At 72.5% G+C, this 16,044-nt stretch carries 12 protein-coding genes and 1 pseudogene; 6 read left to right on the top strand and 7 right to left on the bottom strand.

What is annotated here, in order from left to right:
• The first annotated feature begins 247 nt into the window (after positions 1-247).
• From fadD11 to ACFMRZ_RS05655, 3 genes and pseudogenes are all read left to right on the top strand, one after another.
• Positions 248-2,055: pseudogene (fadD11, locus tag ACFMRZ_RS05665) on the top strand (fatty acid--CoA ligase FadD11).
• 193 nt (positions 2,056-2,248) lie between these two features.
• Positions 2,249-2,746: a DUF6069 family protein gene (locus ACFMRZ_RS05660; protein ID WP_280275006.1), complete on the top strand. Its 498-nt coding sequence runs from the start codon at positions 2,249-2,251 to the stop codon at positions 2,744-2,746.
• A 272-nt stretch (positions 2,747-3,018) separates the two neighbouring features.
• A complete protein-coding gene (locus tag ACFMRZ_RS05655; RefSeq protein WP_400178200.1) occupies positions 3,019-3,714 on the top strand; it encodes a Pr6Pr family membrane protein in 696 nt (231 codons plus the stop codon).
• On the opposite strand, the gene ACFMRZ_RS05650 is transcribed toward ACFMRZ_RS05655, so the two are convergent.
• Positions 3,645-4,487: a patatin-like phospholipase family protein gene (locus ACFMRZ_RS05650; protein ID WP_400178199.1), complete on the bottom strand. Its 843-nt coding sequence runs from the start codon at positions 4,485-4,487 to the stop codon at positions 3,645-3,647. The genes ACFMRZ_RS05655 and ACFMRZ_RS05650 overlap by 70 nt on opposite strands.
• Positions 4,488-4,705: 218 nt before the next feature.
• On the opposite strand from ACFMRZ_RS05650, the gene ACFMRZ_RS05645 reads away from it, so the two are divergent.
• Positions 4,706-5,800: a methyltransferase gene (locus ACFMRZ_RS05645; protein WP_400178198.1), complete on the top strand. Its 1,095-nt coding sequence runs from the start codon at positions 4,706-4,708 to the stop codon at positions 5,798-5,800.
• A gap of 73 nt (positions 5,801-5,873) precedes the next feature.
• On the opposite strand, the gene ACFMRZ_RS05640 is transcribed toward ACFMRZ_RS05645, so the two are convergent.
• The 6 genes from ACFMRZ_RS05640 to ACFMRZ_RS05615 all read right to left on the bottom strand — a co-directional run bounded on the left by ACFMRZ_RS05640 (position 5,874) and on the right by ACFMRZ_RS05615 (position 13,567).
• Positions 5,874-8,831, bottom strand: coding sequence for a crotonase/enoyl-CoA hydratase family protein (locus tag ACFMRZ_RS05640; protein ID WP_400178197.1), 2,958 nt, complete (start codon positions 8,829-8,831; stop codon positions 5,874-5,876).
• A 112-nt stretch (positions 8,832-8,943) separates the two neighbouring features.
• On the bottom strand, positions 8,944-10,182 hold the full coding sequence (mshC, locus tag ACFMRZ_RS05635) for a cysteine--1-D-myo-inosityl 2-amino-2-deoxy-alpha-D-glucopyranoside ligase (protein WP_400178196.1): 1,239 nt from the start codon (positions 10,180-10,182) through the stop codon (positions 8,944-8,946).
• A gap of 149 nt (positions 10,183-10,331) precedes the next feature.
• The gene (locus ACFMRZ_RS05630; protein ID WP_280275000.1) at positions 10,332-11,192 is read right to left on the bottom strand and encodes an SCO1664 family protein; all 861 of its coding nucleotides are present in this window, start codon (positions 11,190-11,192) and stop codon (positions 10,332-10,334) included.
• A gap of 4 nt (positions 11,193-11,196) precedes the next feature.
• Positions 11,197-11,781, bottom strand: a complete 585-nt coding sequence (locus tag ACFMRZ_RS05625) for a DUF3090 domain-containing protein (protein WP_280274999.1) — start codon at positions 11,779-11,781, stop codon at positions 11,197-11,199.
• 24 nt (positions 11,782-11,805) lie between these two features.
• Complete coding sequence (locus ACFMRZ_RS05620; RefSeq protein WP_280274998.1) at positions 11,806-12,567, bottom strand: histidine phosphatase family protein; 762 nt, start codon at positions 12,565-12,567, stop codon at positions 11,806-11,808.
• A gap of 52 nt (positions 12,568-12,619) precedes the next feature.
• Positions 12,620-13,567: an undecaprenyl-diphosphate phosphatase gene (locus tag ACFMRZ_RS05615; RefSeq protein WP_280274997.1), complete on the bottom strand. Its 948-nt coding sequence runs from the start codon at positions 13,565-13,567 to the stop codon at positions 12,620-12,622.
• 224 nt (positions 13,568-13,791) lie between these two features.
• Here ACFMRZ_RS05615 and ACFMRZ_RS05610 point away from each other — a divergent pair, with 224 nt between their 5' ends.
• The gene (locus ACFMRZ_RS05610; protein ID WP_280364593.1) at positions 13,792-14,754 is read left to right on the top strand and encodes an aldo/keto reductase; all 963 of its coding nucleotides are present in this window, start codon (positions 13,792-13,794) and stop codon (positions 14,752-14,754) included.
• 49 nt (positions 14,755-14,803) lie between these two features.
• Complete coding sequence (locus ACFMRZ_RS05605) at positions 14,804-15,895, top strand: hemin ABC transporter substrate-binding protein (RefSeq protein WP_400178195.1); 1,092 nt, start codon at positions 14,804-14,806, stop codon at positions 15,893-15,895.
• Positions 15,896-16,044 lie beyond the last annotated feature (149 nt).

Below are 16,044 nucleotides of genomic sequence, written 5' to 3'. Positions count from 1 at the left end.
AAGTCCGGGGATACCCGATTGCAGCTGCGGGCAAACGGGGCGTTATTGATGCGGGCCGGTGAGGGATGCGGGCTGAACTGCATGGACGAATATCAATGTGATTGGTAACACATTGTTTTCGGGTGGGCAACTGTGCGTGTGCGACGCGCCGGGGGTGATGCCACCGAAATCACCGATTCGGCCCGCCCGCACCGCCGCGCGTTCTACCGTCGGAGCAACTGCTGCGGTCGGCGGAACGAGGCCTGTGATGAGCGAACCGATCACCTCCTGTGCCGCGTTCCAGCGCGTCGCCGCGCTCGACCCCGACGCGGTCGCGGTGCGTTCGGTCGGCGGCGCCCGCTCGCTGACGTGGCGCGAATACGCCGGGCAGGTGCGGGCGGTGGCGGCGGGGCTGGCCGCGCTGGGGGTGGGGCGCGGGGACACCGTGGCGCTGATGATGGCCAACCGGGTCGAGTTCTATCCGCTCGAGGTCGGCGTGCAGCACACCGGCGCCACCTCGTTCTCGGTGTACAACACGCTCTCGGCCGAGCAGCTCCGCTACGTGTTCACCAATGCGGGGAACCGGGTGGTGATCTGTGAGGCGCAGTACGTCGACACCGTGCGCGCGGCCGGGGTGGCGATGGACACCATCGTGTGCCTCGACGGCCCGGTGCCCGGCACGGTCGCCGTCGCGGAACTGATCTCGCTGGGGCGCCCCGATTTCGACTTCGCCGCGAGCTGGCAGGCGGTACGCGCCGAGGATGTCGTCACCCTCTGCTACACCTCCGGTACCACCGGCAACCCCAAAGGCGTCGAGCTCACCCACGCCAATCTCGCCGCCGAGGTGTACTCCTACGCGTCGGTGATGCCGGTGGCGTTCGGCGACCGGCAGACCTCCTACCTGCCCAGCGCGCACATGGCCGACCGGCTCACCGCCCTGTATCTGCACGAATACTTCGGCACCCAGATCACCGCGGTGCCCGACCGCGCGCACCTGCCCGCGGCGCTGGTGGATGTGCATCCCACCGTCTGGGGTGCGGTGCCGCGGGTGTGGGAGAAGTTCAAGGCCGCCATCGAGTTCTCGGTCACCGCCGAACCCGACCCGGGGCGGCGCGCGGCACTGGAATGGGCGCTGGAGGTGGCGCGGCGTAAGGCCGCGGCGCAGCTGGCCGGGCAGTCGCCGAGCCCGGAGCTGGCCGCCGAATGGGCGCGCGCCGACGCGACGGTGCTCTCGGCGCTGCGCACGAAAATCGGCCTGGACCAACTGAAGTGGGCGCTGTCGGGGGCGGCGCCGATCCCGCCGGAGACCCTCGGTTTCTTCTCGGTCTCGGCATCCCGATCTCCGAGGTGTGGGGCATGTCGGAGCTGACGTGCGTGGCCAGTGTCAGCCCGCCCGGGCAGGCGCGGCTGGGCACGGTGGGGCGGCTGCTGCCCGGGCTGGAGGGCCGCATCGCCGACGACGGCGAATACCTGGTGCGCGGCCCGCTGGTGATGCGCGGCTACCGCGGCGAACCGGACAAGACCGCCGCCGCGGTCGACGCGCAGGGCTGGCTGCACACCGGTGACATCCTCACCTGCGACGAGGACGGCTACCTGCGGGTGATCGACCGCAAGAAGGAGCTGATCATCTCCAGCGGCGGTAAGAACATGTCGCCGGCCAACATCGAGAACGCGGTCAAGGCCGCCACCCCGCTGATCGGGGCGCTGGCCACCATCGGCGACAACCGCCCCTACAACACGGCGCTGATCGTGCTCGACGCCGAATCCGCCGCACCGTATGCCGCCCAGCGCGGACTGCCCGACGCCTCCGCCGCCGCGCTCGCCGCCGACCCCGGCGTGCTGGACGCGATCGCCGCCGGGGTCGCCGCGGGCAACGCCACCCTGTCGCGGGTCGAGCAGATCAAACGGTTCACCGTGCTGCCGGTGTTCTGGGAGCCCGGCGGCGACGAGGTGACGTTGACGATGAAGCTGCGCCGCAAACCCATCGCGGCCAAGTACGCCGCCGAGATCGAGGCCCTCTACGCCGAACACCCCGGCGCCACCGTGCGCGAGCCGGCCGCCATCATCACCGCCTGAACGAGGGCAGGGCTACCGCGCGGCAGCCGAGAGTTGCGCTGACACGAAATAGTCAGGGGGACAACGGTTCGGCGTGCGTCGGACGGGGTCCCGGCCGGTCGCGTGCCCCGCACCGGGACGCGCAAGCCGGTACCCGCGACGGAGGCGCGTGTTCCGCGACCGGAATCGAGGACGGCGGGAGTACCGTCGGGGTATGGGCGGCTACCATGAGCCAGGTCGCGACCACTACCCGCAGCAGCCCGATCCGCGGCAGCGGTCAGCGCGCGGCCCCCGGGTCGACTTCGCCAGACTGTGGGCCGGTGGCGTCGGCGCCGCGATCGTGGTGGCCCTGGTCATCCTCGTCGGGGTCCTGCTGGTGCGCGGCGTGCTCGGCTACGGACTGCTCGCTCCCGAAGGCGACGGCACCTACGGCAACGCCAGTACCACCGGATACGCGCTCGGCGGCGCCGCTGTCGCACTGCTCGCCACGGCGCTGCTGACCGTGCTGCTGTTGTTCATGCCCAACCCGCTGACCCTGTTCTCCTGGATCGGCGCCCTGTGCACCGCCGTCGCGGTCCTGCTGCCGTTCACCCTCACCGCCGACCACGGCGCCCAATTCGCCACTGCCGCCATCAATCTCGTCGCCGGCGTCGCGCTCACCTCGGTACTCGGCTCCGCCGCCCGCGCCTCCATCGACGGCTCCGCGCGCTGACCCGAGCGTCGGCCGCGAGACGTGCCGGACACGTCAGGAACCGCGGCAGTCTCCTGCGAGTCCCCGCCATGACGACTCCATCCCGACAATGATCCCGCCGAAACTGCACAGCACGAGCACCACGCCGACGGTGCCGCCGCCGACGATCAGCGACGGGCCGCACCACAAGACTCGGTGTGCGGGCCGACCGCGCGGCAACGGCGTGTTCGCGTGGATCGCCGCCGCATGGGTAGGTTCTGCAGCGGTACCGACGAACGGAGGTGGGCTGGGCCGTGTGGACCCGACCGGCATGGTGGTGGCGTGCGCTGATCGTGCTCTCGGCTTGGGCGGGGCTCGCGACGGGGACGAGTTCGCTGGTGTACTTCACCGTCGACAGCAACGTTCTCGCGCTCGGCTACTACCTCGGCGCCGTCTACTGGATGACCCGCCGCGCCACCACCGACGCGCCCGCGCCACGGCTGCGCGGCGCGGTCGTGCTGTACACCACCATCACCGGCCTGGTCGCGCACTTCGTGCTGCAGCACGGCGCCAGCCCGTTGCCGGGCCTGGTCGCCGGACCTGATCGGCTGAGCCACTGGTCGGACTTCCTGCTGCACTACCTCACCCCTGCGCTGGTCCTGCTGGACTGGGTGCTGTTCGCGCCCCGTAACGCCGCACGATGGCGTGACGTGCCGCTGTGGCTGTGCTTCCCGATCGGATACACCGCGGTCGTGCTGGCACGCGGGGCGCTGTTCCCGCACTTCCCCCACCGCTACCCGTACCCTTTCCTCGACCCGACCGGCCACGGCTACGGCGCGGTGGCACGCGAAACACTCGTGCTCACAGTCGAATTCGTGATACTGGGTCTCGTGGTCGTCGCCGCTGACCGGCTCGCCGCCCGCCTGCGCCCGCGGCGCGATCAGGACGCGGGCCAGAACTCCCGCAGCGACACCGCCGCGGCCGCGGACTGCCGCACCCCCGCCTCGTAAGCGGGCGCCAGCGCGGCGCGATCGAACACGTCGGCGCCGAACGCGGCGATCGCGTCCGCGTCGGGAACGATCGACACCACGGTGGCCGAACCCAGCTCACCGTCGGCGCGGGTGCGGGGGAACATGTGCGCCAGCGGTTCCACGATCACCACCACCTCGGCGCCCGCGGCCAGATCGGCGTTGATCGACGAACGCATCCCGCCGTCGATGTAGCGGCCGTCGCCGATCGGGATCGGCGGGAACACGCCCGGCACCGCGGTACTCGCGGCCAGCGCCTGCGTCAGCGTGGCCTCGTCCGCGCGGGTCCACGTGCGCAGGTCCCCGCTGCCGATATCGATCGAGGTGATCACCAGATCGCGCCGCGGCCACCGGGTGAGGCCCACCAGCGCCGCCATCCGCGCCACATGCTCCTGCGGATCGCCCGCCTGGGCCGCGATCGCCAGCTCGCCCACGCGGCGGCGTGCCTGCGCGGGCGCCAGTGCCCGGTCGGCGAGGGTCGCGAAGATCTGCGCCAGTTTCGCCGCGTCCACCCGCAGCGGCGGCGTGCCGTCGCGGGGCGGGGTCAGCAACCGGGCGATATCGCCGTCTCCGGCGAGGACCGCGCCCACCACCGCACCGGCCGACGTGCCGACGAACCGGTCCGCCCGCCCCGGATCCACCCCGGCCGCCCGCACTCCCGTCACCAATCCCGCCATCCACGAGATCCCCACCGGGCCGCCGCCACCGAGTACCAGAGCGGAACGGAAACCGTTGGGCGACAACGCAGCAGCCATACCCACACCCTAGCCGACCCCCGCCCGGGACCGGCACGGTAAGCTCGGCGGACGCATCCGGACGAAAGGCACGCCGATGACAGTCGGCATGGTTCTGTGGGACCACCGCCCGCGCTTCGACGCGGGCACCGTCACCCGGCACTGACGCCGGCCGCCTTTCCCGCTCCTCGTCGAAGCGCTCACCGTCCCCGTCACGGTCGATCGCGAGGAGTTCCGTCGTGTCCACCCGGACCGCACACATCACCGAAACCGCTGCGCCCCCGCCGGTGCGGCTCGTCATTACCGACGACCGGACCAGCGCCGACACCGCGCTGCGGCACGCCCGCTCCGGCAGCACACTGCTGTGGCGCGGCGACTACCACAACGCCCGCCATCTCCTGGCGGCCATGCGCCGCCGGCTCGACCGCCCCCGGCGCGGCACCCCGCCCGCCGACCCGGCGCACGCCTTCCACCGCTACCGGCAGGCCCGCGCCCGGCGCGCGCGACTGCTGTCGTGCCTGGTCGTCGAACTAGGCGCCGACTACACCCTCGCCCTGCGCCGCGCCCCGGACGTGAGCGCCGCCTGCACTGCGGCCTACGGTCGCGCGACCGGAGACCGGCTGGTGCCACTCACCGAACTGCTCGGTGTCCTGAGCGCCCATCAATGGCGGATCAACGGTGTCGAGGTCCCCGCGCTCGATGCCCGGATTCATCCGCACTACGGTGTCTTCGCCCCGACCCGGAACGAATACACCGACCTCGTCGCCCGCGCGCCGGTGCCCGACGGCACCCGATTCGCCGTCGACCTCGGCACCGGAACCGGCGTCCTCGCCGCGCTGCTGGCCCGTCGCGGCGTGCCCCGCGTGCTCGGCACCGACCTGTCACCGCAAGCAGTCGCCTGCGCGCGCGAGAACCTGCGGCGGCTCGGGCTCGGTGACGTCGAGATCCGCCACGGCGATCTGTTCCCCGACGTGCGCGCCGACCTGATCGTCTGCAATCCGCCCTGGCTGCCCGGCACACCGGTGGCCGCGCTCGACCACGGCGTCTACGACCCGCACAGCGCCATGCTGCACGGCTACCTCGACGGCCTCGCCGACCATCTGACACCGGGCGGCGAAGGCTGGCTCATCTTCTCCGACCTCTCCGAACACCTCGGCCTGCGCGCCCCAGGCGACCTCGGCACCAGAATCGCCGCCGCGGGCCTACAGATACTCGGCCGCCTGGACACCCGCCCCCGCCACCGCCGCGCCGCCGACCCCACCGACCCGCTACACACCGCCCGCGCCGCCGAAACCGTCACCCTCTGGCGTCTGGCCCCTCGGTCGAGTCGGTGACGAGCCCGCTGCCGTGAGACCCGTTGTGCCCCAGCCCAATTCGAGGTCGGGGGACGCACGTGTGGACCGGGAATCAGCGGCCCTTCCACACCGGGTCGCGTTTCTGCGCGAAGGCCTGCACCCCTTCGGCGGCGTCCTGGGACGACAGCGCTGGGCCCGCCAGTTCGCCCTGCCGGGTGAACGCCTCCTCGACCGACCAATCCGGGGACTCGTCGACGATGCGTTTGCTCGCCGCGACGCTCAGCGGGGCGTTCACCGCGATCCGCTGTGCCAGCGCCAGCGCCCCCGCGAGTGCTTCGCCCGGTGCGGTCAGTTCGTTGACCAGGCCCAGTTCGGCGGCGCGGGCCGCGGTGATCGGGTCACCGGTCAACGCCAGCTCCAGCGCGATCGCGCGTGGGAGCCGCTGTGCCAGCCGCAGCACTCCGCCGCCTACGGCGACCAGGCCGCGTTTGACCTCCGGGATCCCGAACGTCGAATCGGACGCCGCCACCACGAGATCCGCCGACAGCGCCAGCTCGCAGCCACCGGCCAGCGCCGGGCCCTCCACCGCGGCGATCAGTGGTTTGCGGGGCGGTTTCGCGGTGATCCCCAGCGGGCCGCGGCCCTCGGTCATGGGCAGTTCGCCGCGCGCGGCGGCCTTGAGATCCATTCCGGCACTGAAGTATCCGCCCGCGCCGGTGAGGATGGCGACCCGCGTGGCCGGATCGGCGTCGAAGGCGTCCAGGGCCCGTTCGATGCCCACCGCCGTGGCATGGTTGATCGCGTTGCGGACCTCGGGCCGGTTCACGGTGATGATCGTGACCGGTCCGCGGCGTTCCACCAGCACCGGCGGCGCGGGCGGGGCGGGCAGCGGCACTCGGTCGCGGCCCTCGACACGGATCTGCCCGCCGGTCACCGTCACCGGCACCCCGAGCAGATCGCCGTCGAGCAGTTCCGCTCGCAGCTCGGACTGGTTGCTGCGCAACAGGATCCGGGCGCCGTCCGCGGTGATCAGGCTCAGCACCGCCGGTTCGGGGTCGCCGGTGCGGGTGAACGGCACCGTGTAGGCCTCGATCACCGCGGGTCCCTCGTGCTGGTCGCGGGCCGGGCGCGGCGGCGGCGTGTCGATGATCGGCCGCAGATGCCGGTAGGCGGCGCGCGGCGGGCGCGCCGAGTACACGCCGAGTGCGTGTTTGGTGACATACCAGCCCAGCGACGTCGCGAGCCCGTAACTGTCCGGAGCGGCGCGCAGCCGCTCGACCAGCGACGCCACCGCGTGCCCGCCGTAGTTGTTGCCCGGGCCGCCGCCGAAGGTCAGCCCGCCGGTCACCGAGGGTGTGCGCGCCGGATCGTCGACCGCCAACCCCAGCTCCCGCGCCGCGATCTGCACCGCCACCGGGAAACACGCGTACAGGTCGACGTGCGCGACGTCCTCGATGCCGATCCCGGCGTGGTCGAGCGCCGCCGCGCCCAGCGCCCGGATCGCCGGGGACGCCGCCAGCTCGGCGCGTTCACTGGTGAACCACTCGTCGTGCCCGGACGCGCCGGCGTGCAGGAACACCCACTTGTCCTGCGCGATCCCCGCGGCCTGCGCGGCGGCCGCGCTGCACACGATGATGCCGCTGGCCATGTCCACGGTCAGGTTGGCGCATTCGAGTTTGGTGTAGGGGGTGGACACCATCCGGTTGTCCGCCGACACCGCCGCGATCTGCTCGGCGCTGAATCGCTCTGGCTGCCAGGCGTATTCGTTGTCCGCGGCGACCGCCGAGAGCCGCGACCACAGGTCCGCGATCGCCTGGGAATGCTCGTCGGGGGTGCGGCCGAGGCGATGGCGGTTGGCCGACTCCAGCAGCGCGTACATGTTGATCGGCGCGATCAGGCCCGCCGCGGTCTCGGCGGCGTTGTTGGCGGCCTTGTCGATGCCCACCGTCCGCGTCGGCGTCACCCCCGGCGCCTGCTCCGGCCACGACAACTCGACCCCCGCCCGCTGCGCGGCCGCCTGCGTGGCACCCGCTTCGGCGCCGGTGACCAGCACGATCTCGTACTCCCCGGCGGCCACCGCCGCGGCGGCCTCGTTGATCGCCAGCTGCCCGCCGTCCCCGCCGAACGGACTGGTCTGCACCGTGTCCACACCGGACGCGCCGACCCGTTCGGCGACCACCGCGCCCAGATCCCGGTACTGCCACGACGTGCACGCCACCGCGAACACCGCCTCCGCTGCGCGCAGCAGCGACTCCCCGGCGCCGGCGTCCTGCGCCGCGCGGCGCAACGCCCGCACCGCCAGCCCCGCCGGATCACCGTAGGCCGGGTCGGGGGTGCGCTGCACCACCTGCCCGACACCCACCAGCACCGGCGTGCGCGGGTCCAGCTCCACCCCGGAAGCGGTGTGCGGCACCGGGTTACGGACCGGACGGGTGCGCAGCGGGCCCGCGGCGGCGAGCGCGGCGGGCAGCTTCGCCAGCGAATCGCGCATCGCGTCGCCGAGACTGCGCGCGACCGACCCGCCCAGCGGGCCCTCGATCGGCGGCCCGGCCACCCCGGCGTCGAAACGCACCGTCGACCGCGATTCCGTGCCCGACACGCTGATCCAATACCCGATGCGCACCTGCTGCGGCGCCTCACCACGCAGCTCGAACCCCGACGCGCCGGCCGCGGCCACCGTCCACCGGATCTCGGCGGGCAACCCCATCACCAGCGCCTGCTGGGTGAAGGTCAGGCCCTCGCGCAGCGGGCCCGGCGCGCCGTCGCGCCACCCGGTGTGCAGGGTGAACCAGTCGCCGAGCCGATCCAGATCCGACAGATACGCGACCACCGACTCACGCGGCGCCTCGACCTCCTGGGAGGCGTGCGCGGTCTTGGTGAACTCCGCCAGCCCCGGCGGCGCCAGGCGTTCCTCCCCGGCCACCGCCTCGGCCCGGGGCGCGTCGTGGCGGCCGCGCAATCCGGCGACCAGGTCGCGGGCCAGGCGCGGATCGCGGCGTATCGCGCCGAGCAGGGCGCTCCCGGCCCGGAGCTGTGTGCGTACCGCACGAATCCGATCGCGTCCAGGCACAGGTGCCACCGTCCAACCTCCTCGTCGAGCCTGAGACCATTAATGACCATTTATCTCGCCGAGTCAAAGCCCGGGCCCGGGAGTACGGCCCCGCCGCGCGCAGCGGGGCGGATCAGAGACGGATGCCCAGCAGCGCGTCCACCGCCGCGGCCACCAGACCCGGCGCCGCGGCGTCCGGGCCGCCGTAATCCAACGCCTGCTGCGCCCAACTGTCCACCGCGGCAAGGGCTTTCGGGGTATCGAGGTCGTCGGCCAGATGCCGGCGCAGCCGCGCCACCGTGTCCTGCGCGGCCGGGCCCGACGCCAGCGCCACCGCGCGCTGCCAGCGGTCCAGCCGCGCCAGCGCCTCGGCCAGCACCTGATCGTTCCACTCCCGGTCCTGCCGGTAGTGCCCGGCGAACAAGCCCAGCCGGATCGCCGCGGGATCCACCCCCGCACGCCGCAGCCGCGACACGAACACCAGATTGCCGCGCGACTTCGACATCTTCTCCCCGTCCAGCGCGATCAGGCCCGCATGCACGTAATGGCGCGCGAATCGCCGGCCCGCCACCAGCGCCTCGGCGTGCGCGGCCGAATACTCGTGATGCGGATACATCAGGTCGCTGCCGCCGCCCTGGATGTCGAACTCCGGCCCGATCCGGTTCAGCGCGATCGCCGCGCACTCGATATGCCAGCCCGGCCGCCCCGCCCCGAACGGCGCCGGCCACGACGGCTCACCCGGGCGCGCCATCCGCCACAACAGGGCATCGATCGGATCGCGTTTGCCCGGCCGCGCCGGATCACCGCCGCGCTCGGCGAACAACCGCGCCATCGTCTCCCGGTCGTAGCCCGACTCGTAGCCGAACTGCTCGGTCGCGTCGTGACGGAAATACACATCCGGATATTCGGCGTCCTCGACCACATACGCCGCCCCCGACGCGAGCAGCTTGTCCACCAGCTCCACCACTTCGCCGATCGACTCCACCGCACCGATGTAGTCGCGCGGCGGCACCACCCGCAGCGCCGCCATGTCCTCGCGGAACAACGCGATCTCGCGAGCGCCCAGCTCCCGCCAGTCCAGGCCGTCGCGGTCGGCGCGCTCGAACAACGGATCGTCCACATCGGTGATGTTCTGCACGTAATGCACCCGATGCCCGCTATCGCGCAGCACCCGGTGCACCAGATCGAACGTCAGATACGTCGCCGCGTGACCGAGATGGGTCGCGTCATAGGGCGTGATGCCGCAGACATACATGGTGGCGGTCGCGCCCGGCGTCACCGGGCGCACCTGCCGATCGGCGGTGTCGAACAACCGCAACGGCGGTCCGGATCCGGGAACGGCGGGCACATCGATATCGGACCAGGACTGCATGATTCGAGAGTAAAGGTGCCCGCCCCCGGCCCCGGCGGCGACCCCGCGCCGAGCTCGCCCGCGACACCCCCGCACACCCGGCACGACCTGCGCCGACGCGGCCGCTGCCAAAAGTCAACGGTTGCAATGAGGCAGCGTGGAACGCGCGCTCAGAACGCCGGCCATGGAATCGGGCGCGCGCTCACCGGCAACGGCATCACCGGATCGGTCAGCAACCGCCGCCCGCGCGCGGCCAGCGCCTCGATCTCCGCGTCGGTCAGATGCGCCGACAGCTCATCGCCCAGCTCACCCGGCAGCGCCTTGACGAACGTGCCGATATCGTCCAGCAACTCCGCCTCCACCGGCTCCCCGGCCCACCCCCACAGCACCGTGCGCAACTTCGGCTCGGCGTGCAGGCAGATCCCGTGATCGACCCCGTACACGCCGCCGTCGACCCCCTCGAGGGCGTGCCCGCCCTTGCGGTCGGCGTTGTTGAGCAGCACATCCAGCACCGCCATGCGCCGCAGCCGCGGATCGTCGGCATGCACCAGCGACACCTCCTCGCCGGTGCCGTCGACCGCGCGCAACACCTCCCGGAACCCGGCGGGCACCGCGTCCGGCGGCACCAGATCCACCAGATCCGGCCGCCCCGACCCGCCGTACTGGGTATCCACCGACTCCACCCAGCGCTGCACCATGCCCGGACCCAGCGGGCCCTCCCGCAGAATCGTCTCCGGGATCACCCCCCAGCCCAGCGCCTGCGACACCCGATACGACGCCACCTCGCGCCCGGCCAGCGTGCCGTCCGGGAAATCCCACAGCGGCCGCTCCCCGCGCACCGGTTTGTACACCACGCGCAACGACGCATCGACTGCCGCGAGATGCTCTGAGGCCGTGCGCCCGTCGGTGCGCACCGAGCCGTCGGCGCCGATCTCGCACACCAGGGTCAGATTGCTGGCGGTGCTCACCCGCCCCAGTACCGACAGATCACCGGTGTGGAACGGGTCGCCGGCGCCACCGTCGGTACTCACCGGCTCATTCCTCCAGATCCGCCGCGCCGAAGATGTCGCCGCGCTTGTAGCCGTTGGTGCGCACGCACATGTGCCCCTTGGTCGACAGCGGCTCCCCGCACAGCGGGCACGGCGGCCGGCCCGCGGCGATCACCTTCGTCGACCGCAACGCGAATTCCCGCGCCTGGGAAGGCGTGAGGAATACCCGCACCGCGTCCGGGCCCTCCTCGGTGTCGTCGAGCACCACCGACTCGTCGACCTCGGTCTCGGTGATCGCCAGCAACTCCACCACCACCGCGCCCGCGTCGGCGTCCCAGCCCAGACCCATTGTGCCGACCCGGAATTCGGCGTCCAGCGGCATCTGCAACGGGTCGGTGTCGTTGACCTCGGCCGCCTGCGGCGGCACCTCGGCGCCGAACCGCCGCGCCACCTCGTCCAGTAACAGCCCCATCCGATCGGCGAGCACCTTGACCTGCTGCTTCTCCAGCAGCACGCTCACCACCCGGGGCTCCTCCACGGCTTGCAGGTAGAAGGAGCGATCGCCTGGCTCACCGACTGTTCCGGCCACGAAACGGTCGGGGGTGCGAAACACATGGATTGCTCGGGCCATCTGCACCTCCTGAAACCGACTGCACTACTCACTACGAGAATCGGGGGCTCCCGCATTCCCATTATCCGTACTCGCCGCGGTCGCGCCCGTCGCGTCGACGGGCCCGACCTCGCCGCCGGGCACCGGACCCGCCCGCTCACTCGCTCGTTGCTCCACAGTTGCCGCCAGCGCCGACAGATCGGTGCCGGTGTCGTTGACCCGCCACACGTAGGGCGCGGCCGGCGTATAGCGCACCACGCTCAGCGACGCGGGTTCGACCACGATGCGCTGGAACCCGTCCAGATGGATCCCGAACGCGTCGGCCAGCACCGACTTGATCACGTCGCCGTGCGTGCACGCCACCCACAGCACGTCGCGCCCGTGTTGCTCGGCGAGGGCGCGGTCGTGCTCGCGAACGGCGGCCACGGCACGATACTGCACCTGCGCCAGCCCCTCTCCGGCGGGGAACACCGCGCCGGAGGCATGCCGCTGCACCACCTTCCACAGCGGCTCGGACACCAGCTCGGCGATCTTGCGGCCGGTCCACTCGCCGTAATCGACCTCGAGCAGCCGCGGCTCGGCCACCGGCTCCAGGCCCAGCTTCTCCGCCAGCGGCGCCACCGTCCGCTCACAGCGCAACAGCGGCGAATGCACCACGCGGGCGATCGGCAGCGCCGCCAGCCGCTGCGCCACGCCCTGCGCCTGCTCGCGGCCCCGGTCGGTGAGATCGACACCCGGGCTGCGACCGGCCAGGGTCGCGGCGGTATTCGAGGTCGACACGCCGTGCCGCAGCAGGATCACCGTCATGTAATCCAGCCTAGTGGTGCGCGCGGGCGGGCCGCGCGCGGTGAGCGGACGGTCACGTCGCCGACACCACGCCCCCGGCCAGCAGGCCCAGCAGCACCAGCCCCAGCACGATCCGGTAACCGACGAACCAGTTCAGCGAATGCCGGGCCACGAACTTCAGCAGCCACGCCACCGACGCGTAGCCCAGCACGAACGACACCACCGTCGCCACCAGCAACTGCGGGCCCGACGCGGTGAGTCCCTCCCCGGCCGGCTCGAACGCGTCGGGCAGGCTGAACAACCCCGACGCCACCACCGCCGGAATCGCCAGCAGGAACGAGAACCGCACCGCCGCCTCCCGGGTCAGGCCGATGAACAGCCCCGCCGAGGACGTCGCCCCCGACCGCGACACCCCCGGGATCAGCGCCAGGCACTGCGCGAAACCCATCACCAGCCCGTCGCGGGTGGTGAGCTGCTCGAGCGGGCGGCGCTGGCTGCTGTAGTACTCCGCGGCCGCGATCACCAGCGCGAACACGATCAGCATCGTCGAGATCAGCCACAGGTTGCGCGCGCCGGTGCGGATCGCGTCCTTGAACACGAAACCCAGCACCCCGATCGGGATCGTCGCGATGATCACATACCAGCCGATGCGGTAGTCCAGTTCGCGCTGCGCGTCCGGATCGAGCACCGGCGCGGGCGGCGGCCCTCCGGCGTAGACCGGCAGCTGCGTGGTGACCTGCTCGGCCAGCGGCACCCGCTGCTCGGCGCGGCCGGTGACCCGCAGATACACCGTGCCGAACCAGGCGCACAGGATGCGCCAGATGTCCTTGGCGAAATACACCAGCACCGCGGCCTCGGTGCCCAGCTGGGTCACCGCGGTGAACGACGCGCCCGCGTCGTCGCCGAAGAACACCCCCGACACGATGCGCATATGCGCCGACGACGAGATCGGCAGGAACTCCGTCAGCCCCTGCACCGCGCCCAGTATCAGCGCCTGCACCCACGTCATCGACGCGCCCACGCCACCTCCATCACGACCGGATCCGTTGCCGCCGGGCGTGATCGGTGCCCGGCGAAGTCCGGCAGCGACCCTACCCCCCGCCGCGCCCGCTGTCCGAGCTGGTGTCGTGCGCGCTGCTCGCGGCCGGTGCCCGCGGCACGGCGCGGCGGTTCGGGGTGCCGTACCCGGACTCGAAGCGGTTGGGGCCCTAGGCTCTTGCGTGTGACGGAAGCACGGGCACTGTGATGGAACAGCGGGCGGTGGGGCGCAGCGGCTTACGGGTCTCCCGGATGGGACTGGCCACGCACACCTGGGGCAAGGAGACCGACGCCGACGAGGCGGCGGTGCAGCTGGTGGCGTTCGTCGAGGCGGGCGGCACCCTCGTCGACACCTCACCGGCCTACCACGGCGGCGGCGCGCAACGCGTCCTCGGCGGGCTCGTCGGCGAACTGGTCCCGCGCGACGACCTGGTCCTGAGCGGCTGTGCCGGGCTGGCCGCGGTGACCGGCGCGACCGACCCCGCCGGCGCGCCCGCCACCGAGGTGCGCTGGACCGTCGACGCGTCGCGGCGCACCCTCATGCGCCAGCTCGACCGCACCCTCGCCGACCTCGGCACCGACTACCTCGACCTGTGGAGCGTCGCGGCCTGGGACCCGCGCACCCCGCTCGAGGAGATCGCCGCCACCGTCGAATACGCGGTGCGTTCCGGGCGGGTGCGCTACGCCGGAGTGCGCGGCCACAACGCCTGGCAGCTCGCCACCCTGGCGTCGGCGGCGCCGATCACCGCCGCGCAACTGCCGTACTCGCTGCTGGCCCGCGGCCTCGAACACGACGTCGTGCCCGCCGCCGGACATCACGGGATCGGGCTGATCGCGTCCGCGCCGCTGGCCGGGGGCATCCTCACCGGCAAATACCGCGACGGCGTGCCCGCCGACTCGCGCGGCGCCGACGAGGACACCGCCGCGGAGATCCGCGAACGTCTCGACGACCACGCCGCCCGCGTCGTCGACGCCCTCGTCACCGCCGGCGACGGGCTGGGCACCTCGCCGCTGGCGGTGGCGCTGGCCTGGATCCGCGACCGGCCCGGCGTCGCCAGCATGGTCGTCGGCGCCCGCGACATCGCCCAGCTCACCGGCATTCTCGCCGCCGAGACCCTGGAACTGCCGCGCGCAATCGCCGCGGCCCTCGACGACGTCAGCGGCGGCTGAGCGGCGGCCCGATCACACCCGCCGCCCGGCACCTCTTAGGCTTGCCTACATGAGCAGCCCCGACCGACCGGCTCGCACCACCGCCGCCCGCGCGGCGGCATTCACCGGTGCGCCGCGGCTCCCCGCGCGGCGCGCTCCGGCGGCCCGGATCCTGCTGGCCGTGCTCGCCCTCGCGCTGACCGCCGGGGTCACCGCGTGCGCGGGCACCACCACCGGCACCGGGCACGGCCCCGCCACCGCGACCCTGGACCAGCTGGACCCCGTGCCGGTCGGGCCCGCGCCCGCCCCCGTCCTGCCCGCGACGGTGCGGTCGTTCGACGGCAGCGACGTGACCGTCACCGACGCCTCCCGCATCGTCGCCGTCGACCGTTACGGCACCCTCGCCCAGACCGTGTGGGCGCTGGGACTGGGCGCGAATCTGGTCGGGCGCTCCACCACCGCGTCGTTCCCCGCCGTGCGGCAGGTGCCCAACGTCGCCGGCGGCAGCGGCAGCATCAACGTGGAAGCCGTTGCCGCACAACGGCCCACGGTGTTTCTCACCGACACCGTCAGCGCCACGCCCACCATGCGTGATCAGCTCAAAGCGCTCGGCATCACCGTCGTCTACTTCGACCCCGACCGCGGCCTCGACGATGTCGGGCCGCAGATCGAGGCCGTCGCCGCCGCGCTCGGCGTCCCGGAGCAAGGCCGCCGGCTCGCCCAGCGCACCGCCGCCGAGATCGCCGCCGCCACCGCGTCGGTGCCGCACCAGGATCCGCCGCTGAAAATGGCGTTCCTGTATCTGCGCAGCACCGCGATCACCATGATGGCCGGGCCCGGGTCGGGCGCCGACACGCTGGTCACCGCACTGGGCGGCACAGACGCCGGGACCGCCGCGGGGCTGACCGAACCCTTCACCGCCATCACCAGCGAGGCCATGATCGCCGCCTCGCCCGACGTGTTCCTGGTCATGACCGACGGGCTGAAATCCATCGGCGGCGTCGACGGGCTCACCAAGCTCCCCGGCGTCGCCCAGACCCCCGCCGGCCGCGACCAGCGCGTCGTCGACATGTCCGACGCCGCCCTGCTCAGCTTCGGGCCCAACACCGGCCACGTCCTCGCCGCCCTGCGCGACGCGATCTACTCCCCGCACGCCGCATGAGCGGCTCTGGCACACCGGCTGGCGAGGGGTCGGACGAGCCGGACAATCCCGCCGCCAACTTGCCGGACACGCCCGCCCAGGACATGAACGCGCGTGCCCAGGACCCGACCGACCGCAGCCGTGCCGCCGGAATCGCTGCGCCAGCGAGC

It is taken from the genome of Nocardia sp. N2S4-5 (assembly GCF_044628355.1).
GTDB classification, from domain to species: domain Bacteria; phylum Actinomycetota; class Actinomycetes; order Mycobacteriales; family Mycobacteriaceae; genus Nocardia; species Nocardia wallacei_B.
This window is presented reverse-complemented; position numbering and strand designations above follow the sequence as displayed.

Excerpts from the sequence above, each read along its gene's own strand:
- ACFMRZ_RS05605 (WP_400178195.1), top strand. The coding sequence starts at position 14,804 with ATGAGCAGCCCCGACCGACCGGCTCGCACCACCGCCGCCCGCGCGGCG.
- ACFMRZ_RS05650 (WP_400178199.1), bottom strand. The coding sequence starts at position 4,487 with ATGGCTGCTGCGTTGTCGCCCAACGGTTTCCGTTCCGCTCTGGTACTC.
- ACFMRZ_RS05625 (WP_280274999.1), bottom strand. The coding sequence starts at position 11,781 with ATGGCCCGAGCAATCCATGTGTTTCGCACCCCCGACCGTTTCGTGGCC.
- ACFMRZ_RS05610 (WP_280364593.1), top strand. The coding sequence starts at position 13,792 with ATGGAACAGCGGGCGGTGGGGCGCAGCGGCTTACGGGTCTCCCGGATG.
- mshC (WP_400178196.1), bottom strand. The coding sequence starts at position 10,182 with ATGCAGTCCTGGTCCGATATCGATGTGCCCGCCGTTCCCGGATCCGGA.
- ACFMRZ_RS05660 (WP_280275006.1), top strand. The coding sequence starts at position 2,249 with ATGGGCGGCTACCATGAGCCAGGTCGCGACCACTACCCGCAGCAGCCC.
- ACFMRZ_RS05620 (WP_280274998.1), bottom strand. The coding sequence starts at position 12,567 with ATGACGGTGATCCTGCTGCGGCACGGCGTGTCGACCTCGAATACCGCC.